The following is a 21,387-nucleotide window of genomic DNA, read 5'->3' as shown; positions in this document are numbered from 1 at the left end:
CGCCTCTCCGTTCCGCTCGATCCCTGGAGGACCCGTGTCCCGACCACCCCGTCGCCTCCGCGGCGCGCCGGCGCTCGCCGGCGCCGCCGTGCTGCTGCTCACCGCCTGCGGCGGCGACCCCGCCGAGCCGAGCGACGGCCCCGCCGCCGGGGAGTCCGCCGAGCACGGCTTCGTCGCCGGCGCCGAGGAGCTCGCCGAGCCGCAGCTGCAACTGGCCTACCTCGACGACGCCGGGTCCGTGCACGCCCTGGACCTGCTGACCGAGGAGGCCGCGGCGCTGGGGGAGGTCGGCGCCGTCTCCGCGGTGGGCACCGACGGCCGGTTCCTGTTCGCGGCCTCCGAACCGGCGGGCGAGCTCACCGTCGTCGACACGGGGACGTGGACCGTCGACCACGGCGACCACGTGCACTACTACCGGGCGCCGGCCGGGGTCGCCGGCACGCTCGAGTGGTCCGGCGGCGTCCGGGTGGCGTCGTCGGAGACGCTGACCGCGCTCTTCTCGCCCGACACCGGCACCGGCGTCGTCCTGGACCGGGCCGCCCTCGGGCAGGGCGAGGTGACCGAGCTCGCCCGCGTGGAGTCCGAGCCGCACGACGGCGCCCTGGTCCCGCTGGGGAGCCGCCTGGTCGCGACCACGGCCGATGCGGTCGTGGCCCTGGACCTCGACGGCGAGCCGCTGCCCGGCGCGGAGGCGGAGTGCGCCGAGCCGCGCGGCGGCCATCCCACCCGCGTCGGTGTGGTCGTGTCCTGCGCCGACGGGGCGGTGCTGGCCACCGAGACCGACGACGGGATCGACCTCGAGCGCATCGCCTACCCGGTCCCGGTGGCCGACGAGGAGCGGGCCGGCGGCCTCGCCAACCGGCCCGGCCGGCCCGCGGTCGCCGCGCCCGCCGGTGACCGGGGTGTCTGGCTGCTCGACACCCGGGCGCGCAGCTGGCAGCTCGTGCCGACCGAGACGCCCTGGGTGCGGGCGGTGGCGGCCGGCGACGAGGAGGACCGGGTGGTCGGCGTGGACGCCGCCGGCCGGGTCGTCGTCCTCACGCCGGACGGGCGGACGGCGGCCACCGAGCCGCTGCTGCCGGTCGACCGGCTCGACCAGGTGGACCTGCAGGTCGCCGCGGACCGCGCCTACGTCAACGACCCCGCGGGCAGGCGGCTGCTGGAGATCGACTACGCCGACGGCGCCCGCCTCGCCCGGACGTTCCCGGCCGCGGTCGCGCCGGCCCACCTCGCGGAGACCGGCCGGTGAGGCGGGTCGCGGGAGCCCTCGCCGGGGCGCTGCTGGCCGCCGCTGCGCTCGCCGGCTGCACGTCGGACGACGACGGGCGCCCGCTGGTCGTCGTCACCACCAACGTCCTCGGCGACGTCGTGGGGGAGCTGGTCGGCGACCAGGCCGAGGTGCTGACGCTCATGCCACCGGGCGCCGACCCGCACTCGTTCGAGGTCTCGGCCCAGGAGGCGGCCCGCATGCGGGAGGCCGACCTGCTGGTGGCCAACGGGCTCGGCCTGGAGGAGGGGGTGGCCCGCCACGTCGAGGCGGCCCGGGAGGACGGCGTCCGGGTGGTCCAGGCCGGCGACGCGGTCGAGCCGGTCGAGTGGACCACCGAGGACGAGGAGGGGGTGGACCCGCACTTCTGGACCGACCCGCAGCAGATGCTGGCGGTGGTCGACGCGCTGTCGGGAGCACTCGCCGAGGTCGAGGGCGTCGACGCCGACCGGCTCGCCGACGACACCGGGCGCTACCGGGCCGAGATCGCCGAGCTCGACGCGTGGATGGGCGAGCAGTTCGCGACGATCCCCGCGGGGCAGCGGTCCCTGGTGACCAACCACCACGTCTTCGGCTACCTGGCCGACCGGTTCGGCTTCACCGTGGTGGGCGCGGTCGTCCCCAGTGGGTCGACGCTGGCCTCGCCCAGCGCCAGCGACCTCGACGAGCTGGCCACCGCGGTGCGGGAGGCCGGCGTCCGCACCGTCTTCGCCGACTCGTCCCAGCCCGACCGGCTGGTGCAGGTCCTCGCCGAGCAGGCCGGCGTCGACGTGGCCGTCGTCCCGCTGTTCACCGAGTCGCTGACGGCCGAGGGCGAGGGCGCGGAGACCTACCTGCAGATGATGCGGGCCAACACCGACGCCATCGTCGCGGGCCTCCGATGACCCCGCTTGTTGGAATGGGAATCATTCCCACTACGCTCATTGGCATGACCTCATCCCTCTCCTCTCCGCGGCGCCTGGCCGCCCTCGGAGCCGTCGGCCTCCTCATGGCCGCCTGCTCGTCGGACTCCGACTCCGGCGCCTCCGGCTCGTCCGCCTCGTCGGCGGACACGTCCCCGGCCGCGTCGGCCACCGAGCTGGACGCTCCCCAGCCGCGGATCGCGCTCACCTACGACGGCGGCGTCCTCGTCCTCGACGGCACGACGCTCGAGGTCGTCGGGGACTCCGAGATGGACGGCTTCCTGCGGGTCAACCCCGCCGGCGACGGCCGGCACGTCATGGTCACGACCGAGGAGGGCTTCCAGGTCCTCGACGCGGGTGTCTGGACCGACGGGGGCACCTCCTACGCCGCCGATCCCGAGCTGACCGACCGGGTGTTCGAGGCCGAGGAGGCCGGCCACGTCGTCGTCCACGGGGACCGCACGGTGCTCTTCGCCGACGGCACCGGTGACATCACCTCGTACGCCACCGACGACCTGCTCGACGCCGAGGGCCTGCCGGAGACGCGGACCTGGGAGTCGGAGGAGGCCCACCACGGGGTCGCCATCGAGCTCGAGGACGGCACCCTGCTGTCCACGCTCGGCACCGAGGACGAGCGCACCGGCGTGCGCGTCCTGGACGCCTCCGGCGAGGAGGTGGCGCGCAACGAGGAGTGCCCGGGCGTGCACGGCGAGGGCACCGTCGCCGGCGAGGTGGCGGTCTTCGGCTGCGAGGACGGCGTCCTCGTCTACGACGGCGAGTTCACCAAGCTGACCGCCCCCGACGCCTACGGCCGCACGGGCAACGTCTTCACGACCGAGTCCTCCCCGGTGGCGCTGGGCGACTACAACTCCGACCCCGACGCCGAGGGCTACGTGCTCTCCGCGGTGACGCTGGTCGACACCGCCGCCGACCGGCTGCAGGTCGTCCCGCTGCCCGAGGGTGTGCAGTACACCTTCCGCGACCTCGCCCGCGGGCCGCAGGACGAGGCCGTGCTCCTCGGCACCGACGGCAACCTGCACCTGCTCGACGAGCAGACCGGCGCGGTCCTGGCCTCCTACCCGGTGGTCGCGCCGTGGGAGGGGCCGGAGGAGTGGCAGGACGCGCACCCGGCGCTGAAGGTGCACGACGGCATCGCCTACGTCACCGAGCCGGCCGCGAACGCGGTGCACGCCGTCGACCTGGCCACCGGTGCGGTGCTGGCCACCGGTGAGCTCGACGTGACCCCCAACGAGATCGCCGTCGTCACCGGCTGACCGCCGTCCCTGCGCGGCGACGGGCTCCCCCCGGTTCCAGCGGGGGGAGCCCGTCGTCGTCCCTCCGCGAGGGCCGTGGGTGAGCCTCGTCACGTGCCGATCGGCGCGGGAACCAGGGGCGACGTCACGACGACTACTGGGACGCGCACGTGCCCCGGCAGCAGGCCGGCCCGGCGCCCGGCGAAGGAGTCCACCCGTGCACGTCCGTCCCCTCCGCGCGCTGGCCGCGGTCTCCGTGGCGACCGCCGCCGTCCTCGCCACCGGCGTGGGCACCGCCTCGGCCCACGTCCGCGTGTCCTCGGCCGACGCGGCTCCCGGCGGCTACGGCGAGCTCACCTTCCGGGTGCCCAACGAGAGCGACACCGCCTCGACCGTCTCCCTCCGTGTGCAGATCCCCTCCGACACCCCGCTCGCCTCGGTGAGCGTGAAGCCGGTGCCCGGGTGGACCGCGACGACGACGACCGGGCCGATCGACCCGCCGGTCGAGGTGCACGGCAGCGAGGTCACCGAGGCGGTCACCGAGATCACCTGGACCGCCGACCCCGGCGCGGGCATCGCGCCCGGCCAGTACCAGACCTTCTCGATCAGCGCCGGTCCCATCCCCGAGGTCGACGAGCTGGTCCTCCCCACGATCCAGACCTACGACGACGGCCGGGAGCAGGCCTGGATCGAGCCGACCATCGAGGGCGAGGAGGAGCCGGAGAGCCCCGCGCCCGTCCTCGCGCTGACCTCGGACGGCACCGACGCCCACGGCGGCGGCACCCAGGCGGAGTCGGAGAGCGACGCGACGGACACCTCCGACGCGGTGTCCGCGGACGACGACTCCGACGGCTCGGGGCTGGCCGTGACCGCGCTCGTGGTCGGCGTCCTCGGACTCGTCGCCGGCGTGGCGGGGCTCGGCATGGGCCTGGCCGCGCGCCGGCGCAGCAGCTGATGACGGTGCCCGTCGCGGCGTCCCCCCGGCGGGGCGTCGCGGCGGCCCTGCCGTGGGCCGGGACCGTCCTCCGCGTCGGGCTCGGCGTGGTCTGGGTGGTCGCCGGCGCGCTCAAGCTGCCCGACCCGGCCGCCGCGGAGCGGGCGGTGCGGGCCTACCAGCTGGCCCCCGAGGCACTCGTCCCGCTGCTGGCCTTCGGTCTGCCGGTGCTGGAGATCGCCGTCGGTCTCCTGCTCCTCGCCGGGGTGTTCGTGCGGCCCGCCGCCGTGGTCTCCGCGCTGCTGCTGGCCGGCTTCACCGCCGCGGTCGCCTCCGCCTGGGCCCGCGGGCTCAGCATCGACTGCGGCTGCTTCGGCGGTGGCGGCGAGGTCGACGCGGACTCGACCGCCTACCTGTCCGAGATCGTCCGGGACGTCGCCCTGCTGGCCGCGTCGGTGTTCCTGGTCGTCCGTCCGCGCACCCGCCTGGCGCTGCTCGACCGCGCCGTTCCCCTCCGAGGAGGTCCCGATGCCTGACCGCACCCCGACCCGTGGCCGGCAGGCCGCCCGCGAGCGCATCGCGGCGAAGCGGGCCGCCGAGCAGGAGGCCGAGCGGCTGCGCCGTCGCCGGCGGACCCAGCTGGTCACGGGCGTCGCCGTCGCCGCCGCGGTCGTGGTCGCCGTCCTCGTCGCCGTGCTGGTGCAGTCGGCCCGTACCGACACCGGCGACGCGGTGGCGCCGGCGAACACCGCCGCCGGTACCGCGGAGACCGGGTTCGCCCGCGGCTCGGCGGACGCGCCCGTCGTCGTCGACGTCTACGAGGACTACCTCTGCCCGGCGTGCCGGGCGTTCGAGGAGGCCGCGGGCGACACCCTCGACCAGCTGGTCGCCGACGGTGAGGTGGTGGTCAGGCACCGGCCCGTCGCCATCCTCGACCGGCTCTCGGACGACGAGTACTCCACCCGTGCGGCCGGCGCCGCGGCCGTGGTCGCCGACGCCGCCGGTGTGGACGCGTTCGCCACCTTCAGCGGGCTCCTCTTCGCGCAGCAGCCCGCCGAGGGCGGCCCGGGCCTGACCGACGACGAGCTCATCGCCCTCGCGGCCCAGGCGGGCGCGACCGGCGACGACGTCGAGGCCGGCATCCGCGACCGCCGGTTCGGCGACTGGGTCGCCGAGGCGACCGACCGGGCCAGCCGGGACGGGCTCACCGGCACCCCGTGGATCCTCGTCGACGGGGATCCGCTGGCGTCGCCGACCGTCCAGGCGCTCACGGCAGCGGTCGAGGCGGCCCGCGGCTGACGTGCGGGCTCAGCCGACGTAGGTGTCGGCGGGGCGGTCGATCGGCCGGACCGACTCCGGCGCGATCACCGCCTCGGGCCACCCGCCGCTCGGATGGCTCATCGGCGGCGACCAGGTGCCGATCACCTCGACCCACTGGTCGGGGGCGAGGTCGCCCCGGTCGCCGTCCACCACCACCGTGATGCCGATCGCGTCGGCGGCACAGCAGGAGATGGCGATCCGGCTGACGTACCAGCCGCCGCCCTCGCGTGGCGACACGAAGCCGGTCAGCCGGATCCGCCGGCCCTCGAAGGCCGACGAGTCGCCCGAGAGCGCCCGCAGCTGGTAGCCGGCCAGCGGCAGGGTCCGGTACTCCTGCCCGGGGTCGTCCGGGCCGATCGGTGTCGCGGTCACCCCGCCGGGGAGTTCGGGCGGCGGCGTCTGCCGCGCCACGGTGAACGAGCCCAGCGCCGGTGGCGCCACGAGCGCGAGGACGGCGGCCGGCGCGACGAGCAGCCAGGCGACCCGCGGCGCCCCGTGGGCGTGCGCGGCCTCGGGGTCGGCCGCACGCCGGCCCCGCCAGGCCCGGAGCAGCCCGAGCAGCGCGACCGCGATCAGGACGGCGGCCGCGATCAGCAGGAACGGCCGGAAGCCGCCCTGCACGTAGGCCAGGTGGGCGTCGGTGATCGCCACCTGCAGGACGTAGGCGCCGAGCAGCAGCAGGACGGCGTGCTGGGTCATCCGGTCCACGGGGACCTCCTCACAGCAGCACCGCGCCCACGCCGACCGCGGCCAGCACCGCGACGACGAGGGTGACCGGCGCGAAGCGGGCGGCGAACCGGGGACCGAACGTGCCGGCCTGCAGGGCGATCAGCTTGACGTCGACCGCCGGCCCGACCACCAGGAACACCAGGCGGGCGGTGGGGGAGAAGCCCACGAGGCTGGCGGCGACGAAGGCGTCGGCCTCCGAGCAGACGGCGAGGACCACGGCGAGGGCGGCCAGCACGAGCACGGAGAGGACCGGGGAGTCGGCGACCGCGTCGAGCCAGGCGCGGGGCACCACGGTGTTCAGGGTGGCCGCGGTCAGCCCGCCGACCACGAGGAAGCCGCCCGCGTGGAGGAGGTCGTGCTGCACGGCGCTCCGGAACGACTCCAGCCGGCTCTCGCCGGGGGCGGCGACGTGCCCCTCCCGCACCCGCAGCCAGTCCCCGCGGCCGAAGGAGACCCACAGCCACCCCATGACCAGTGCCACCAGCACGGAGGCGACGAACCGCGCGAGGACCATCTGCGGCTCGCCCGGGAACGCCACCGCGGTCGCCACCAGGACCACCGGGTTGATGGCGGGGGCCGACAGCAGGAACGCCAGGGCGGCGGCCGGGGTGACCCCGCGGCGGACCAGGCTGCCGGCGACGGGGACCGAGGCGCACTCGCAGCCCGGGAGCACCGCACCGGCCAGCCCGGCCACCGGGACGGCGGCCACGGGGCTGCGGGGCAGGACCCGGGAGAAGAACGACGCCGGGACGAAGGTGCTGATCGCCGCCGACAGCAGCACGCCGAGCACCAGGAACGGCAGCGCCTGCAGGCACACCGCCACGAAGACCGTCGACCAGGCCTGGACGGCGGGCTCCGAGAAGACGGCCGGCCGGACGAAGTGGAGGACGGCCATCGCGGCCAGCACGACCATCAGGACGTCGCCGGAGCGCGACCCCCGGCGGCGCGGCTCGACGGCGACGTCGCCCGGGGCCGGCGGAAGCGGGGTGCTGGACACGTCCCTCCCGGTCTACCGGAACGATTCCCGTTCCGGCCCGACCCTGCCACAGGGTCGCGGGTCCGTCACCGGCGGCTCGTGGGGTACGGCAGCAGGGCCATCTCCCGTGCGCTCTTGACCGCCCGGGCGACCCGCGACTGCTCCTGCACCGAGAGCCCGGTGACCCGCCGGGAGCGGATCTTGCCGCGGTCGGACAGGAACGTGCGCAGCGTCGCGACGTCGTGCCAGACGAACGGCTCGGGCAGCTCGCGGCGGCGACGGCGCGCGGCGCGGCGGGGCGCGCTCACCAGCTCGCCTTCCGGATGCCGGGCAGCTCGCCGCGGTGCGCCATCTCCCGGAAGCGGACGCGGGACAGCCCGAAGTCCCGCAGGTGCCCTCGCGGCCGGCCGTCGACGGCGTCGCGGTTGCGCAGCCGCGTGGGGCTGGAGTCGCGGGGCAGCCTCTGGAGGGCGAGTCGTGCAGCAGCGCGCTCGTCCTCCGCCGGAGCCCTGCGTGCCGTCTCCCTCAGCGCGGCGCGCCGCTCGGCGTACCGGGCCACCACCGCCCGGCGGCGGGCCTCCGCGGCGACCTTCGAGGTCTTGGCCATGTCAGCGCTCCTCCCGGAACTCGACGTGCCGGCGGATCCGCGGGTCGTACTTGCGCAGCACGAGCCGGTCCGGGTCGTTGCGCCGGTTCTTGCGGGTGACGTACGTGTAGCCGGTGCCGGCGGTCGACGTCAGCCGGACGACGGGCCGGATGTCGTTCGCGCGGGCCATCAGGAGCTCCGCCCCGCGCCGAGCCGGCGCCGCACCGCGGGGTCGGTGCGCCGCAGCCGGCCGACGACGGCCTCGATGCCCTGCGCGTCGATCGTCCTGATGCCCTTGGCGGAGACGGTCAGCCGTACGTAGCGGTTCTCGCTGGGCAGGTAGAAGCGCTTGTGCTGCAGGTTCGGGTCGAACCGGCGGGGGGTGCGCCGGTGCGAGTGGCTCACCGACCGGCCGAAGCCGGGGCGGCGGCCGGTCACCTCGCAGTAGGTCGCCATGGGGTCCTCCTCGGGATCGGGATGCCTCACGCTAGACGAGAACGATTCCCATTCCAGCTATGGTGGCGTCATGACGACGGACCAGCGCACCCCCGTCCTGCTCGTGAGCGGCCTCGACCGCGACCTCACCGGCGCGGCGGCCGACGCCCTCGGCGCCTCGACGCCCGGCACGGTCGTCGTCCACCACGACGTCCGGGACCTCACCGCGGGCGTCGTCGTCCGGTCGATCACCGAGCGCGGGCCCGACGGGCCCGTCGTCGCCCGCGAGGTGCTCGAGCTCGCCCACGGCTGCCTGAGCTGCACGCTCCGGCTGGACCTGCTGCCGCTGCTGCGCACCCTCGCCCGCCGGCTCGACGTGACCCGGGTCGTCGTGCACCTGGACCCCGCCCTGGAGCCCGAGCACCTGTGCTGGGCGCTGGACGAGGTGGCCCTCGACGACGACGCCGTGGAGACCGCCGGCGACTCCGTCCGGGTGGAGGCCGTGATCGCGGTGCTCGCGGCGGGCAGCTGGCTGGACGACGCGACGGGTGACGACGCACTCGCCGACCGCGGCCTGGCCGCCACCGCGGAGGACGACCGGACCCTCGCCCAGGTGGCGGTCGGCCAGGTCACCTGCGCGGACGTGGTGGTCGTGGCCGGCCGGCCGCGGGACGGCTGGGAGGTGGCCCGCCTGGAGGCCGTGCTCGACCGGCTGGTCCCGGGAGTGCCCCGGACCGGCCTCGGCAGCTGGCTGACCCGGCCCGAGGCGGTGCTGGCCGCGGTCGGCCCGGACGCGCGCCGGGGCCGGGTCCCCAGCGCGCACGACCCGCTCCTGGCCGGCGAGCCGCCACTGGAGGAGGACTCCGGCGTCAGCCTGGTGCACCTGACCGCGTACCGGCCGTTCCACCCCGAGCGGCTGCACGACGCCCTCGACGTCGTCCTCGACGGCGTGGTGACCAGCCGCGGCCGGCTGTGGCTGGCCACCCGCCCCGACCGCGCCCTGTGGCTGGAGTCCGCCGGCGGCGGCCTGCGGATCGGCGACGCCGGCCCGTGGCTGGCGGCCGACCCCGACGACTCCGGGCTGTGGGCCGGGGTGAGCCCCGAGCGCCGGGTCGCGGCCGCGCTGCGCTGGGACCCCGTCCACGGCGACCGGGACGTCGACGTCGTCGTCCTCACCCACCGGCAGCCGCCGATGGCCGTGACCGCCGCCCTGGAGGCCGCGCTGCTCACCGACGAGGAGCTCGCCGCCGGGCAGGAGGTCTGGTCGAGCTGGCCCGACCCGTTCGGCGACTGGCACGCCGACCCCTGCGAGGCATCGACCCCGGCGGACGCGGACGGCGCGCACGCCACCACCCGAGAGGAGCACCCCTGATGCGATCCGGCATCCACCCCGAGTACCGCACCGTCGTCTTCCGCGACGCGGCCACCGGCACCACGTACCGCATGCGGTCGACCATCCCCACGACGCAGACGATCGAGCTCGACGGGGAGACCCTGCCGCTGGCCGTCGTCGACATCTCCGCCGCCTCGCACCCCTTCTGGACCGGCGACCAGCGGGTGCTCGACACCGCCGGCCGCGTGGAGCGCTTCGAGCAGCGCTACGGCCGGCGCACCCGGCCCGGCCGGGCGGGCTGACCCGTGGCGGACCCCGGCGGCCCGCTCGTCGTGCTGTGCCAGGGCCACCGGTGCGCCGCGCTGCACCGGCTGGCCGACGGCGGGGCGGGGACGGCGGCGATCTCCGTCGCGGTCGGGGCGACCCGCGGCGCCGTCCTCGTCACGTCGGGCTGCCTCGGGCGCTGCTCGCTCGGCGCGCTCGCCGGCGTGGCGCACCGCGCCCCCGGCAGCGGAGCGGTGTCGCCGGCGCTGTGGCTGTCAGGGGTGGAGGCGCCCGGGAGGAGCGCTGCGCTCCTGCGGTGGGTGACCGGACCGGGCCCGATCACCGATCCTCTCCGCGACGTGCCCGCCGACCTCTCGGACGCCGTCGCGGGGGTCGGCCCGCCGCCGGTCCTGCGACCGGCGTGAGCCTCAGTTCGCGGCGGCCCGGCAGGCGGCGCAGGTGCCGAAGATCTCCAGGGTGTGGCTGACGTCGGCGAAGCCGTGCTCGCGCGCGACCTCGTCGGCCCAGCGCTCGACGGCCGGGCCCTCGACCTCGACGGTCCGGCCGCAGGACCGGCAGACCAGATGGTGGTGGTGCCGGCTGCTGCAGCGGCGGTAGAGCGCCTCGCCGCTGTCGGTGCGGATCGAGTCGAGCTCGCCGTCGTCGGCCAGCGACTGCACCGCGCGGTAGACGGTCGACAGGCCGACCTTGCCGCCGGCTGCCCGCAGCTTGGCGTAGACGTCCTGCGCGCTGTGGAACCCCTCGAGGTCGTCGAAGAGCAGCCGGATGGCGTCACGCTGGGGAGTCGGACGGGTCACGTCCTCCATCGTGGCACGCGCGGCTCCCGGGGCGGTCAGCCGAACGACCGGCCCTCACCCCGGTAGGTGGGGAACGCGCCGGTCAGCCGGTCGCCGGCCAGCGTGTGGAGCACCGGCACGTGCTCGGCGACCTCACCGGCCTTGGCGTGCCGGAACCACACCCGGTCGCCCACCCGCAGCCCGTCGGCCGCCGCGCCGCGCAGGGGTGTCTGCACCTCGCCGGCCCCCTCGGTACCGACCATCCGGAGCCCGGCCGGGTGGACCGGGGTCGGCAGCCGGTCGGCGCCGGCCGGGCCCGAGGCGATCCACCCGCCCCCGGCCACGGTGACCGTGCCGGGCGCCGGCCGGCGGGTCACCGGGAGGGCGAAGAGGACGGCGGGGCGGCCGCGGAAGGCGCGGTAGCCGTCGAAGAGCGTGGGGGAGTAGAGCCCCGACCCGGCGGCCAGCTCGGTGACCGAGGGGTCGGCGGCCGTCGTCTCCAGGCTCCCGGTGCCCCCGCCGTTGACGAACTCCAGGTCGGCGACCGCGCGGACGGCGGCGGCCGCTGCTGCCCGGCGCCCGGCGAGCTCGCGCACGGACAGCGCCTGCATCCCGCGGACCGCCAGACCGCGCAGGGGCCGCCCCGGCGGCGCGCTCTGGACGCCGGCCACCTGCGCCTCGTAGGCCATCAGGCCGACCAGCCGGAACCCCGGCCGCCCCGTCACGGCGCGTGCCAGTCCGGCCGCCTGCTCCGGCGTGTGCACCGGCGAGCGGCGGACGCCGACGTGCACCCGCCCGCCGGCGGCCCGCAGCGACGCGTCGAGGTCCAGGCAGATCCGCACGACCGGACGAGCCCCGGGGGCGGCGACGGCGTCGACCAGGTCGAGGTGGTCGGGGGAGTCGACCATCAGCGTCACCCGGGCGGCGAGGGCCGGGGCGCCGGTCAGCGCCCGCAGCGCCGTCCGGTCGGCCGTCGGGTAGCCGACGACCACGTCGTCGCTGACCGGGTCGTCCCCGCCGGCCAGCCACAGCGCCTCGGCGAGGGTGTAGGCGAGCACGCCCGAGAAGCCGGGACGGGCGAGCACCCGCCGCAGCACCGGCCGGCTGCGCACCGACTTGCTCGCCACCCGGATCGGCCGACCGCCGGCCCGTCGCTCCAGGTCGGCGGCGTTCGCGTCGAGCGCGTCGAGGTCGAGGACGGCCAGTGGCGGGTCGAGGTCCGCGGTCGCCGCGTCCAGCCGGGCCCGGGCGCTGCCGTCGTCGGTCACGGGGCAGGAGCATGGTGCGCCGCGACGAAGTGGGTCAAGAGTCCCACTAGGGTCCGGGCCGTGACCTCGAGCTGGCGCAACTGGGCGGGCAACCAGTCGGCCGACGGCGTGACCGTGCTGCACCCGGCGGGCACCGGGGAGCTCGCGGCGGCGCTGGCGACCGCCGCCGCCGCGGGCCGGCGGGTGCGGCCGCTCGGCAGCGGCCACTCGTTCACCGCCGTCGGCCGGCCCGAGGACCTCGCGCTCGCCCTGGACCGCCACGCGCAGCTGCTCGACGTCGGCCCCACCGGCCTGGTCACCGTCCAGGCCGGGATGCCGCTGCACCGGCTGAACGCCCAGCTGGCGGCTCGCGGCTGGGCGCTGACCAACCTGGGCGACGTCGACCGGCAGACCGTCGCCGGGGCGCTGTCCACCGGCACCCACGGCACCGGCGCAGCCTTCGGCGGCCTGGCGACGCAGCTGCGCGGCCTCCAGCTGGTGACCGCCGCCGGCGAGGTGCTGCGCTGCTCGGCCGGGGAGCGCCCGGACCTCTTCTCCGCCGCCCGGATCTCCCTCGGCGCGCTCGGCGTGCTCGACACCGTGACGCTGCAGGCCGTGCCGGCGTTCGCGCTCCGGGCCGAGGAGGGCTCGGCCGGGCTCGGCGAGCTGCTCGACGGCTTCGCGGAGTCCATGACCGCCACCGATCACGTCGAGTTCTACTGGTTCCCGCACACCGACCGCTGCCTGACCAAGCGCAACACCCGGGTGCCGCTGGCGGAGCTCGACCCGCTGCCGCGGCTGCGGCGCTGGTGGGACGACGAGGTGCTCGCCAACGGGGGGTTCGCGGCGGTCGTCGCCGCCGGCCGCCGGGTGCCCGCGCTGGTCGCGCCACTGGCCCGGTTCTCCGCCGGAGCGCTGGGCGCCCGGACCTACACCGACGTCGCGCACCGGGTGTTCGTCTCCCGGCGCCGGGTGCGGTTCCGCGAGATGGAGTACGCGCTGCCGCGGGAGGCGGCGCCCGCGGTGCTGGCCGAGCTGCGCCGGGCGGTCGATGCGAGCGACTGGCGGGTGCCCTTCCCGGTCGAGGTGCGCGTGGCCGCCGCCGACGACGTCCCGCTGTCGACGGCGTACGGCCGCGACACCGCCTACGTCGCCGTCCACGTGCCGGCCCGCAGCGAGCCGGGGGAGTACTTCGCCACCTTCGAGGCGATCGCGGGGGCGGCCGGCGGCCGGCCGCACTGGGGGAAGCTGCACTCCCTCGACGCGGCGGCGCTGGCCGGTCGGTACCCGCGGTTCGGCGAGTTCACCGCGCTGCGCGACCGCTTCGATCCGGCCGGGGTGCTGCGCAACGCGTACCTGGACCACGTGCTCGGGACGGCCTGACGTGCCCCGGCTGGCGGTGGTCGAGCGGCGGGAGGCGCTGGTGCAGGCCGCGCTGCGGGTGATGCGCCGCGACGGGCTCGCCGCCGGCACCACCCGCGCCGTCGTCGCCGAGGCCGGGATGTCGCTGGCGAGCTTCCACTACGCCTTCGCCTCCCGCGACGAGCTGCTGGCCGAGCTGGTGCGCCGGGTGGTGGGCCGCGAGCTCGCCGCCGCGTCCGCGGGCATGGACCCCGGGGACGGGCTCGCCGGCTGCCTGCGCGGCGCGGCCGACGGCTACCTCGCCCACCTCGAGGCCGATCCCGGCGCCGAGCAGCTGATGCTGGAGCTGACCCTGCACGCGGTCCGCGACCCTGCGCTGCGGCCGGTCGCCCGCGAGCAGTACCGCGCCTACACCGCCGCGGCCGGGCAGCTGCTGGAGCGGGCCGCCTGGCTGACCGGGGCGGTCTGGCGCGGACCGCTCGCCGAGCCCGCCCGGCTGCTGGTCACGGTCGTGGACGGTGCGACGACGACCTGGCTGGTCGACCGGGACACCGCGGCCACCCGCGCCACGCTCGGCTCGGCGGTCGACTGGCTGGTCTCCCGCCACGCCGTCGTCCCCTGACGCCGGAGCCGGCCTCCTTCGGGGCATGGGTACCCATACCGGTGCCCACGGCCTCGACGACGGGGGTATCGGTACCCATGCCTCGGGGGCTAGAGGTCGACGTCGGGCTCGCCCGTGCCGCCGATCCGGTCGAGCTCCTGCATCTCCAGCGGGCCGAGCACCCGCGCGCCGGCCTGGAGGTTCTCCTCCAGGTGCGCGACCGACGACGTGCCGGGGATCAGCAGGATGTTGGGGCTGCGCGCCAGCAGCCAGGCCAGCGCGACCTGCATCGGCGTCGTCTCCAGGCGCCGCGCCACCGTGTCGAGCGCGGCGGACTGGATCGGGGTGAAGCCGCCCAGCGGGAAGAAGGGCACGAACGCGATGCCCTCCCGCGCCAGGGCGTCGACCAGCGGGTCGTCGTCGCGGTGGACGAGGTTGTAGTGGTTCTGCACCTGCACGACCGGGGCGATGGCGCGGGCCTCGGCGAACATCTGCGGGGTCACGTTGCTGACGCCGAGGTGCCGGATCAGGCCCTGCTGCTGGAGCTCCGCGAGGGTCTCGAACGGCTCGGCCAGTGACCGCTCGACCGGCGCCTCGTAGCCGGGCATCCGCAGGTTCACCACGTCCAGCACGTCGACACCGAGGTTGCGCAGGTTGTCGTGCACCGCGGAGCGCAGCTCGTCGGGAGCCAGCGCCTCGGGCCACTGCCCGTCCGGGGTGCGGCGGGCGCCCACCTTGGTGACGACGGTCAGCCCGTCGTAGGGGTGCAGCGCCTCGCGGAGGATCTCGTTGGTGACGTGCGGGCCGTAGTAGTCGCTGGTGTCGACGTGGTCGACGCCCAGCTCGACGGCGCGGCGCAGCACGGCGACCGCGGCGGCGCGGTCGGCGGGCGGGCCCATCACGTGCGGGCCGGCCAGCTGCATGGCGCCGTACCCGATCCTGTTCACCGGCCGGTCGCCGAGGGGGAACTGGCCCGAGCGCGTCGCGTCGATCGTCATGCCGGGCTCCTACCCGCACGGCCGCTCGCATGCGCGGAGTCCGGCCGGGAACCCGTGACGGGGTCCCGGCCGGACCGGGGCTCACGGGGTGAGAAGCACCTTCACCGCGCCGTCCTTCTTCTCCCGGAAGTTCATGTAGGCCTCGGGCGCCTGCTCGAGCGGGACGTGGTGCGTGGCGAAGTCGTCCACGCCCAGCGGGTCGCCTTCGGCGAGGATCGGCAGGATGTCGGGCACCCAGCGCCACACGTTGGCCTGGCCCATGCGCAGCTGGATCTGCTTGTCGAACATCCGCATGAGCGGCAGCGGGTCGGTCGCCCCGCCGTAGACGCCCGACAGCGAGATCGTGCCGCCGCGACGGACCGTCTCGATCGCGGTGTTCAGCGCGGCCAGCCGGTCCACCCCGGCGACCTGCATGACCTTCTCCATGATCGCGTCCGGCACGATCGCGGTCGCCTTCTGGGCGAGCGAGGCCAGCGGCGATCCGTGCGCCTCCATGCCGACCGCGTCGATCACCGCGTCGGCGCCGCGGCCGTCGGTCGCGTCCTGGATGGCCTGCAGCACCTCGGCCTGGTCGGTGGAGCGGATGACGTTCGTGCCGCGCGCCGTCGCCCGCGCGATCCGCTCGGGGACGACGTCGGAGGCGTAGACCTTCTCGATGCCGAGGTGGCGGGCGATGCGGGTGCACATGTCACCGATCGGCCCGAGCCCGAGCACCAGCAGCGTCCCGCCCGGCGGCACCGCGGCGTACTGCACGGCCTGCCACGCGGTCGGGAGGACGTCGGAGAGGTAGACCCAGCGGTCGTCGGGCAGGCCCTCGGGCACCTTGATCGGCAGCGTGTTGCCGAAGGGCACCCGGAGGTACTCGGCCTGCCCGCCGGGGACCTGCCCGTAGAGCTTGGTGTAGCCGAACAGCGAGGCGCCGAAGCCCTGGTCGCGGTTCTGGGTCGTCTCGCACTGGGACTGCAGGCCCTGCGAGCACATCCAGCAGGTGCCGCACGAGATGTTGAAGGGGACGACCACCCGGTCCCCGGGCTTCACGGCGGTCACGTCCCTGCCGACCTCGCGGACGATGCCCATGGGCTCGTGGCCCATGACGTCGCCGACGCTCATGAACGGCGCCATGACCTCGATGAGGTGCAGATCCGAGCCGCAGATGCCGCTGGACGTCACCTCGATGACGACGTCGGTCTGCTCCTGGATCGTCGGGTCGGGGACGGTGTCCACCCGGACGTCGGCTCGGCCGTGCCAGGTCACTGCGCGCATGCGGAGAGCTCCTCGTAGTCGTCGTCGGAGAGTCCGACCAGGGCCTTCTGCCCGCTCGTGAGGCTGATCGCCCCTTGTTCAGCGTTCAACCGGCGCGTCCGTCACAGAGCGTCACGCGACATCGACGCGCTGCCGAATCACACCGGGGGAACTCCGTGGTGAACACCACAGAACCGGCCCCATCTACCCCGTCATGCAGATCACGAACCGGTCACGGCGTGTTTACATGGCTCCCGTTCCTTCCCCGGACCACCTCGCAACACGTCCTTGTCCCCTGCGGAAGACAGGTGCATGTCCCAGCTCCACCACGACCCCGTCCTCGACGAGGCGGCGGTGCCTGCTCCGGGCTCCGGCACCCCCCTCGACGGCCCGCGGGAGGCGCCTCCCGGGCGCTCCGCAGCGGCCCAGGCGGAGGTCCCCCCGTCCATCCCGACGGCCCGCACCGTGGCCTCCCGCGCGGCCGCTGCGGCCCGCACGGCCCGGCGCGCAGGCGTCGAGGTCGGCGCGCGCTCCGTCGTCGGGGCCCGCGCGGTCGCCGCGGCGGCCCGCCGGGTCCGCCCCGGGACCGCTGCGCTCCCCGCGGCGGCACCGGTCCACCCGGAGCCGCACCTGGCCGGGGCCGAGGACCTCGTCGAGCTCGCCGGGCTCGCGGAGGCGACGGCGTTCGCCGGCCTGGAGGAGGTCACCCACCTCCCCGTGATGGCCGGGGCCGTCGAGGCCCCGGAGACCCCCGACGTCGCGCAGGCCGAGGCGCCCGAGGAGGTCGCGGCCGAGGAGGTCGCGGTCGACGCGGGCCCCGAGCGCTGCACCGTGCCGCACGTCGTGGCCGGTCGCGGTCGGCACCGCGCCGCCCTGGTGCGCCGCCGTCCCGCCCTCGTCCTCGCCGCCGCCCTGATCGCGGCGACCGGGGTCTCCGTGGCCGGCTCGAGCGAGACCGTCGCCCAGGCCGAGACCGCTCCGCCGGTCGCCGAGTCGGTGAGCGTCGCGCGCGCCCTGGGCATCGAGGGCACCGCGCCGGCGCCCGTGGCCGTCGACGCTGCACAGCTGGCCGAGCTCGCCTCCAGCCGGGCGACCCGCGACTTCGAGCAGTACACCGCGGCGCTGGTCCAGAACGAGGCCGACCAGGTGACCGCGGCGGCGATCGCCGAGGCCGCCCGCCCGGACGCCGTCCTCCCCGTCCAGGGCGCCCGGCTCACCAGTGGCTTCGGTGCCCGCTGGGGCACCCTGCACGCCGGCATCGACCTGGCCGCGCCCATGTACACCCCGGAGTACGCGGCCATGGACGGCGTCGTGCTGGAGGCCGGTCCGGCCAGCGGCTACGGCAACGCGATCTACATCCAGCACGAGAACGGTGACGTCACCGTCTACGGGCACATGGAGGAGATCCTCGTGGCGCCCGGCCAGGTGGTCCGCGCCGGCGACACGATCGCCCTGCTGGGCAACCGTGGCCAGTCCACCGGCCCGCACCTGCACTTCGAGGTGCACGTGGGCGGACTCAACGGCACCAAGGTCGACCCGATCCCGTGGCTGCGGGAGCGCGGCGTCCAGATCTAGGACGCACCGCACGACCCCGACGCCCCCCGACCGGTCTCGCCCGGTCGGGGGGCGTCGTCCGTGGGAGGACGCGGCGGTGGGGGAGACTCGCGCCGTGCACGAGACGGGCGGGAGGAGCCGCTGATGGGACACGACCACGGTCACGGCCACGCCCACGGGCACACCCACGGCACGGCCGCGGCCGGCCAGCGGCGCCGGCTGACCCTCGTCCTGGTGCTGACGGTCGCCGTCCTGGCCGCCGAGGTCGTCGGGGCCGTCGTCTCCGGGTCGCTCGCGCTGCTGGCCGACGCCGGGCACATGGCCACCGACGCCCTCGGCATCGGGCTCGCGCTCGGGGCGGTGTCGCTGGCGCAGCGGCCGCCGGGCGGACGGCGCACCTTCGGCTGGCAGCGGGTGGAGATCCTCGCCGCCGTCGCCAACGGGCTGCTGCTGCTCGGGGTCGGTGCCTACGTCGTGGTCGAGGCCGTGCGGCGCATCGGGGACCCGCCGGACGTGCACGCCGGCGTGATGCTGCTGGCCGCCGGTGCCGGGCTCGTGGTGAACCTCGTCGGCCTGGCCGTGCTGCACCGCGGGCGGGGCGAGTCGCTCAACGTCCGCGGCGCCTATCTCGAGGTGCTGAGCGACGCCCTCGGCTCGGTCGCCGTGCTGGTCGCCGGCGCCGTCGTCGCGGTCACCGGCTGGAGCCAGGCCGACACCGTCGCCTCGCTGCTCATCGGCTGCTTCGTCCTGCCCCGCGCGTGGAGCCTGCTGCGAGAGGCGCTGGACGTGCTGCTGGAGGCCGCGCCCCGCGGGGTCGACCTCGCCGAGGTGCGGGCGCACATCCTCGAGGTCGACGGCGTCCTCGGCGTCCACGACCTGCACGCCTGGACCATCACCTCGGGGCTGCCGGTGCTCTCGGCCCACGTGGTGGTGACCGACGAGGCCCTCGACGGCGGCCACGGCGGGCGGGTGCTCGACGCCCTCTGCGCCTGCCTGGGCGACTGCTTCGACGTCGAGCACTGCACCTTCCAGCTGGAGGCGGCCACGCACGCCGCCCACGAGGCGCCCGTCCACGACTGACGGAGGACCTCGCCGCCCGCCGAGTGGGACAGTGGAGCCCGACGTCGGAGGAACGGAGGCATCGGTGGACCACGGGCACCACTCGGGCATGTGGGTGCCCGACGAACCGCCGTCGCCGGGGCGCTGGTTCCTGCCGCACCTCGAGGCGTGGTCGGTCCTGCCGGTGCTCAGCCTGCTCGGGCTGGTCCTCTACGTCGTCGCCGTCGTGCGGCTGCGCCGGACGGGCGTGGCCTGGCCGTGGTGGCGGACGGCGGCCTGGATCGCCGGCACCGTCTCGCTGTTCGCCGTCACGGGCACCTGGTTCAACGGCTACAGCATGGTGCTGTTCAGCGTGCACATGACCCAGCACATGGTGCTGTCGATGCTGACGCCGCTGCTGCTCCTGGCCGCCGCGCCGGTCACGCTCGCGCTGCGCACCCTGCCCCGCGGGAAGGGCCTCGCGGGGGTGCCGCGGGCGCTGCTGCTCGACGGGCTGCACAGCCGGTTCGCCAGGGCCGTCGCCTCACCGCTGTTCACCGTCCCGCTGTTCATCGCCAGCCTCTACGGCATCTACTTCACGCCGGTCTTCGACGCCCTGATGGCCGATCCGGCGGGCCACCAGTTCATGCTGGCCCACTTCGTCGTCACCGGGCTGCTCTTCTTCGGGCCGGTGATGGCCCAGGACCCGTGGCCCCGCTCGGCCGGGCACGGCGGCCGGCTGCTCGAGCTCCTGGCGCCGGTGCCGTTCCACGCCTTCTTCGGCGTCGCGGTGATGATGTCGACCTCGCTGGTGGTCGACACCTTCGCCGAGCCGCCCGCCGGCTGGGGGATCGACCCGCTCCGGGACCAGGGGGTGGCCGGCGGGATCGCCTGGTCGTTCGGCGAGCTGCCGACGGCGCTGGTGCTCGTCGTGGTCCTGTCCTCGTGGATCCGCTCGGACGAGCGGCGCGCCCGGCGGCTGGACCGCGCGGCGGACCGCACCGAGGACGCCGAGCTCGAGGCCTACAACGCCCGCCTGCGCGAGCTCGCCGCCGGACCGCGCCCCTGACCCCACGGGGCGATCCCCGGCCGGAACGGCCTGCGACCATCGTCGGTGTGCCCGTTTCGCTGGTCCTGACGGCCGACACGCACGTGCCCAAGCGGTCCCGTGACCTGCCCGGTCCCCTGTGGCAGGCGATCGAGGCGGCCGACCTCGTGGTGCACGCGGGGGACTGGGTGGACGTCGCGCTCCTGGACCGGATCGAGCACCGCTCGCGCCGGCTGCTGGCGGTGTACGGCAACAACGACCACGGCGAGCTCCGCACCCGGCTCCCCGAGGTGGCCCGCGCCGAGGTCGAGGGCGTGCGCCTGGCCGTCGTCCACGAGACCGGCGACGCCAAGGGGCGCGAGGCCCGGTGCGCCGCCCGGTTCCCGGACACCGACGTCCTGGTGTTCGGGCACAGCCACATCCCCTGGGACACCACCGCGCCCGGCGGGCTGCGGCTGCTCAACCCCGGCTCGCCGACCGACCGCCGCCGCCAGCCGCACGGCACCTTCCTCACCGCGGTGGCCGACGGCGGCGTGCTGCGCGACGTCGTGCTCCACCCGGTCCCGCGGTGAGCTCCGGGCGGCCGTTGCCCGCCGCCGCCGTCGCGCTCCTCGCCTGCCCGGTCTGCACCGCGCCCCTGGAGCCCCTGCCCGGTGACGCGGGCCTGCGCTGCACGGCGGGCCACGCCTTCGACCGCGCCCGGCAGGGTCACGTCACGCTGCTGCCTCCGGGCCGGACACCGGCGGCCGGGGACTCGGCGCAGATGGTCGCCGACCGGGTCGCCTTCCTCGGGTCGGGCGCCTTCGCGGGCGTCAGCCGTGCGCTCGGGGACGCCGTCCTGGAGGGGGGCTCCCCGCCCGGCACGCTGCTCGACCTGGGTGGCGGGACCGGCCACCACCTGGCCGCGGTGCTGGCGCGGCTGCCCGACGCGACCGGCGTCGTGCTGGACGCCTCCCGCTACGCCGCCCGTCGCGCGGCCGGCGTCTCGCCGCGGGTGCTGGCGGTGGTCGCCGACGCCTGGGCCCGGCTGCCGGTGCGCGACGGCGCGGTCGACCGCGTCCTGGGGGTGTTCGCGCCGCGCAACGGTCCGGAGACGGCGCGGGTGCTGCGGCCCGGTGGCCGCCTCGTCGTCGTCACGCCGGCGCCCGAGCACCTGGCCGAGCTGGTCGGCCCGCTGGGCCTGCTGCGGGTGGACCCGGACAAGGACGCCCGCCTCTCGGCGAGCCTCGAGCCGCACCTGGCGCCGGTCTCGACGACGACGCACCGGGAGGTGCTCGAGCTGCCCCGCGCGGCCGTCACCACCCTCGTCGGCATGGGCCCGCACGCCCGGCACCTGGCGCCCGCCGCCCTCGCCGCGGCGGTCGCGGACCTCCCGGAACCGGTACGCGTCACCGTGGCCGTGCAGGTCAGCAGCTGGACCCCGGCGGTGTGACCGCACCGTGACGCGCGGGACCCGGCGTCGGCGCGAGGTCCGTCCGCAGCACGGTCTAAGCTCGCGGCC

The 21,387-nt window shown here is 76.1% G+C and carries 26 protein-coding genes; 16 read left to right on the top strand and 10 right to left on the bottom strand.

The features are described from left to right. Positions 1-34: 34 nt before the first annotated feature. The 6 genes from DQ240_RS08915 to DQ240_RS08890 all read left to right on the top strand — a co-directional run bounded on the left by DQ240_RS08915 (position 35) and on the right by DQ240_RS08890 (position 5,655). Positions 35-1,249, top strand: a complete 1,215-nt coding sequence (locus DQ240_RS08915; protein WP_113839271.1) for an ABC transporter — start codon at positions 35-37, stop codon at positions 1,247-1,249. Then, the gene (gene aztC, locus DQ240_RS08910) at positions 1,246-2,151 is read left to right on the top strand and encodes a zinc ABC transporter substrate-binding protein AztC (protein ID WP_113839270.1); all 906 of its coding nucleotides are present in this window, start codon (positions 1,246-1,248) and stop codon (positions 2,149-2,151) included. The genes DQ240_RS08915 and aztC overlap by 4 nt, the downstream gene beginning before the upstream one ends. Before the next feature lie 44 nt (positions 2,152-2,195). Next, positions 2,196-3,443 (top strand): zinc metallochaperone AztD, encoded by a 1,248-nt coding sequence (aztD, locus tag DQ240_RS08905; protein ID WP_113839269.1) that lies wholly within the window; start codon positions 2,196-2,198, stop codon positions 3,441-3,443. A gap of 196 nt (positions 3,444-3,639) precedes the next feature. Continuing rightward, entirely contained in the window at positions 3,640-4,377 is a 738-nt protein-coding gene (locus DQ240_RS08900) for a YcnI family protein (protein ID WP_113839268.1), read from the top strand. Continuing rightward, the gene (locus DQ240_RS08895; RefSeq protein WP_113839267.1) at positions 4,377-4,892 is read left to right on the top strand and encodes a DoxX family protein; all 516 of its coding nucleotides are present in this window, start codon (positions 4,377-4,379) and stop codon (positions 4,890-4,892) included. The genes DQ240_RS08900 and DQ240_RS08895 overlap by 1 nt, the downstream gene beginning before the upstream one ends. Further along, complete coding sequence (locus tag DQ240_RS08890; RefSeq protein WP_113839266.1) at positions 4,885-5,655, top strand: thioredoxin domain-containing protein; 771 nt, start codon at positions 4,885-4,887, stop codon at positions 5,653-5,655. Before DQ240_RS08895 ends, DQ240_RS08890 begins: the two co-directional genes overlap by 8 nt. Positions 5,656-5,664: 9 nt before the next feature. Here DQ240_RS08890 and DQ240_RS08885 read toward each other — a convergent pair whose 3' ends face one another. The 6 genes from DQ240_RS08885 to rpmB form a co-directional block, all read right to left on the bottom strand. Further along, the gene (locus tag DQ240_RS08885; RefSeq protein ID WP_233498603.1) at positions 5,665-6,375 is read right to left on the bottom strand and encodes a TIGR03943 family protein; all 711 of its coding nucleotides are present in this window, start codon (positions 6,373-6,375) and stop codon (positions 5,665-5,667) included. A gap of 19 nt (positions 6,376-6,394) precedes the next feature. Next, positions 6,395-7,402: a permease gene (locus DQ240_RS08880; protein WP_199589191.1), complete on the bottom strand. Its 1,008-nt coding sequence runs from the start codon at positions 7,400-7,402 to the stop codon at positions 6,395-6,397. Positions 7,403-7,467: 65 nt separating this feature from the next. Beyond that, entirely contained in the window at positions 7,468-7,647 is a 180-nt protein-coding gene (gene rpsR, locus DQ240_RS08875; RefSeq protein WP_369832004.1) for a 30S ribosomal protein S18, read from the bottom strand. 38 nt (positions 7,648-7,685) lie between these two features. After that, positions 7,686-7,988: a 30S ribosomal protein S14 gene (gene rpsN, locus DQ240_RS08870; protein ID WP_113839263.1), complete on the bottom strand. Its 303-nt coding sequence runs from the start codon at positions 7,986-7,988 to the stop codon at positions 7,686-7,688. A 1-nt stretch (position 7,989) separates the two neighbouring features. Beyond that, entirely contained in the window at positions 7,990-8,157 is a 168-nt protein-coding gene (rpmG, locus tag DQ240_RS08865; protein WP_113839262.1) for a 50S ribosomal protein L33, read from the bottom strand. Continuing rightward, a complete protein-coding gene (rpmB, locus tag DQ240_RS08860) occupies positions 8,157-8,423 on the bottom strand; it encodes a 50S ribosomal protein L28 (protein WP_113839261.1) in 267 nt (88 codons plus the stop codon). Before rpmB ends, rpmG begins: the two co-directional genes overlap by 1 nt. Positions 8,424-8,493: 70 nt before the next feature. On the opposite strand from rpmB, the gene mrf reads away from it, so the two are divergent. The 3 genes from mrf to DQ240_RS08845 are packed head-to-tail and all read left to right on the top strand — an operon-like array spanning position 8,494 to position 10,424. Beyond that, positions 8,494-9,774 (top strand): ribosome hibernation factor-recruiting GTPase MRF, encoded by a 1,281-nt coding sequence (gene mrf, locus DQ240_RS08855; RefSeq protein ID WP_113839260.1) that lies wholly within the window; start codon positions 8,494-8,496, stop codon positions 9,772-9,774. After that, on the top strand, positions 9,774-10,037 hold the full coding sequence (locus tag DQ240_RS08850) for a type B 50S ribosomal protein L31 (protein WP_113839259.1): 264 nt from the start codon (positions 9,774-9,776) through the stop codon (positions 10,035-10,037). Before mrf ends, DQ240_RS08850 begins: the two co-directional genes overlap by 1 nt. A 3-nt stretch (positions 10,038-10,040) precedes the next feature. After that, complete coding sequence (locus DQ240_RS08845; protein ID WP_113839258.1) at positions 10,041-10,424, top strand: hypothetical protein; 384 nt, start codon at positions 10,041-10,043, stop codon at positions 10,422-10,424. 3 nt (positions 10,425-10,427) lie between these two features. Here DQ240_RS08845 and DQ240_RS08840 read toward each other — a convergent pair whose 3' ends face one another. Together DQ240_RS08840 and DQ240_RS08835 are read right to left on the bottom strand one after the other, a co-directional pair. Next, positions 10,428-10,826 carry a Fur family transcriptional regulator gene (locus DQ240_RS08840; protein ID WP_113839257.1) on the bottom strand — a complete coding sequence of 133 codons (399 nt, stop codon included), beginning with the start codon at positions 10,824-10,826 and terminating at the stop codon, positions 10,428-10,430. Positions 10,827-10,852: 26 nt separating this feature from the next. Continuing rightward, positions 10,853-12,064 (bottom strand): amino acid deaminase/aldolase, encoded by a 1,212-nt coding sequence (locus DQ240_RS08835; protein WP_199589189.1) that lies wholly within the window; start codon positions 12,062-12,064, stop codon positions 10,853-10,855. A 60-nt stretch (positions 12,065-12,124) separates the two neighbouring features. Here DQ240_RS08835 and DQ240_RS08830 point away from each other — a divergent pair, with 60 nt between their 5' ends. Continuing rightward, a complete protein-coding gene (locus DQ240_RS08830; RefSeq protein ID WP_113839256.1) occupies positions 12,125-13,426 on the top strand; it encodes a D-arabinono-1,4-lactone oxidase in 1,302 nt (433 codons plus the stop codon). Position 13,427: 1 nt separating this feature from the next. Beyond that, complete coding sequence (locus DQ240_RS08825) at positions 13,428-14,027, top strand: TetR/AcrR family transcriptional regulator (RefSeq protein WP_113839255.1); 600 nt, start codon at positions 13,428-13,430, stop codon at positions 14,025-14,027. Positions 14,028-14,116: 89 nt separating this feature from the next. Here the strand turns inward: DQ240_RS08825 and DQ240_RS08820 are convergent, their stop codons facing one another. Beyond that, positions 14,117-15,004 (bottom strand): oxidoreductase, encoded by an 888-nt coding sequence (locus tag DQ240_RS08820; RefSeq protein WP_113839254.1) that lies wholly within the window; start codon positions 15,002-15,004, stop codon positions 14,117-14,119. Between the two features lie 81 nt (positions 15,005-15,085). Beyond that, positions 15,086-16,267 (bottom strand): alcohol dehydrogenase catalytic domain-containing protein, encoded by a 1,182-nt coding sequence (locus tag DQ240_RS08815; RefSeq protein WP_113839253.1) that lies wholly within the window; start codon positions 16,265-16,267, stop codon positions 15,086-15,088. A gap of 291 nt (positions 16,268-16,558) precedes the next feature. On the opposite strand from DQ240_RS08815, the gene DQ240_RS08810 reads away from it, so the two are divergent. The 5 genes from DQ240_RS08810 (at position 16,559) to DQ240_RS08790 (ending at position 21,318) form a co-directional block, all read left to right on the top strand. Continuing rightward, positions 16,559-17,821, top strand: a complete 1,263-nt coding sequence (locus DQ240_RS08810) for a M23 family metallopeptidase (protein ID WP_233498598.1) — start codon at positions 16,559-16,561, stop codon at positions 17,819-17,821. 123 nt (positions 17,822-17,944) lie between these two features. Continuing rightward, positions 17,945-18,880 carry a cation diffusion facilitator family transporter gene (locus DQ240_RS08805; RefSeq protein ID WP_113839252.1) on the top strand — a complete coding sequence of 312 codons (936 nt, stop codon included), beginning with the start codon at positions 17,945-17,947 and terminating at the stop codon, positions 18,878-18,880. Positions 18,881-18,944: 64 nt separating this feature from the next. Further along, entirely contained in the window at positions 18,945-19,907 is a 963-nt protein-coding gene (locus DQ240_RS08800) for a cytochrome c oxidase assembly protein (RefSeq protein ID WP_113839251.1), read from the top strand. Between the two features lie 47 nt (positions 19,908-19,954). After that, positions 19,955-20,458, top strand: coding sequence for a metallophosphoesterase (locus tag DQ240_RS08795; RefSeq protein WP_113839250.1), 504 nt, complete (start codon positions 19,955-19,957; stop codon positions 20,456-20,458). Further along, complete coding sequence (locus tag DQ240_RS08790; protein ID WP_113839249.1) at positions 20,455-21,318, top strand: putative RNA methyltransferase; 864 nt, start codon at positions 20,455-20,457, stop codon at positions 21,316-21,318. The genes DQ240_RS08795 and DQ240_RS08790 overlap by 4 nt, the downstream gene beginning before the upstream one ends. Positions 21,319-21,387 lie beyond the last annotated feature (69 nt).

The organism is Blastococcus sp. TF02A-26 (genome assembly GCF_003319125.1).
Taxonomy (GTDB): Bacteria; Actinomycetota; Actinomycetes; order Mycobacteriales; family Geodermatophilaceae; genus Trujillonella.
The sequence above is the reverse complement of the archived record's forward strand: the minus strand, read 5'-3'. Positions and strand labels throughout refer to the sequence as shown.

Bases quoted from the DNA above. Each gene is read 5' to 3' on its own strand.
- aztD (WP_113839269.1), top strand. From the start codon at position 2,196: ATGACCTCATCCCTCTCCTCTCCGCGGCGCCTGGCCGCCCTCGGAGCC.
- DQ240_RS08895 (WP_113839267.1), top strand. From the start codon at position 4,377: ATGACGGTGCCCGTCGCGGCGTCCCCCCGGCGGGGCGTCGCGGCGGCC.
- DQ240_RS08890 (WP_113839266.1), top strand. From the start codon at position 4,885: ATGCCTGACCGCACCCCGACCCGTGGCCGGCAGGCCGCCCGCGAGCGC.
- DQ240_RS08885 (WP_233498603.1), bottom strand. From the start codon at position 6,375: ATGACCCAGCACGCCGTCCTGCTGCTGCTCGGCGCCTACGTCCTGCAG.
- rpsN (WP_113839263.1), bottom strand. From the start codon at position 7,988: ATGGCCAAGACCTCGAAGGTCGCCGCGGAGGCCCGCCGCCGGGCGGTG.
- rpmG (WP_113839262.1), bottom strand. From the start codon at position 8,157: ATGGCCCGCGCGAACGACATCCGGCCCGTCGTCCGGCTGACGTCGACC.
- rpmB (WP_113839261.1), bottom strand. From the start codon at position 8,423: ATGGCGACCTACTGCGAGGTGACCGGCCGCCGCCCCGGCTTCGGCCGG.
- mrf (WP_113839260.1), top strand. From the start codon at position 8,494: ATGACGACGGACCAGCGCACCCCCGTCCTGCTCGTGAGCGGCCTCGAC.
- DQ240_RS08850 (WP_113839259.1), top strand. From the start codon at position 9,774: ATGCGATCCGGCATCCACCCCGAGTACCGCACCGTCGTCTTCCGCGAC.
- DQ240_RS08840 (WP_113839257.1), bottom strand. From the start codon at position 10,826: ATGGAGGACGTGACCCGTCCGACTCCCCAGCGTGACGCCATCCGGCTG.
- DQ240_RS08820 (WP_113839254.1), bottom strand. From the start codon at position 15,004: ATGACGATCGACGCGACGCGCTCGGGCCAGTTCCCCCTCGGCGACCGG.
- DQ240_RS08815 (WP_113839253.1), bottom strand. From the start codon at position 16,267: ATGCGCGCAGTGACCTGGCACGGCCGAGCCGACGTCCGGGTGGACACC.
- DQ240_RS08810 (WP_233498598.1), top strand. From the start codon at position 16,559: ATGTCCCAGCTCCACCACGACCCCGTCCTCGACGAGGCGGCGGTGCCT.
- DQ240_RS08805 (WP_113839252.1), top strand. From the start codon at position 17,945: ATGGGACACGACCACGGTCACGGCCACGCCCACGGGCACACCCACGGC.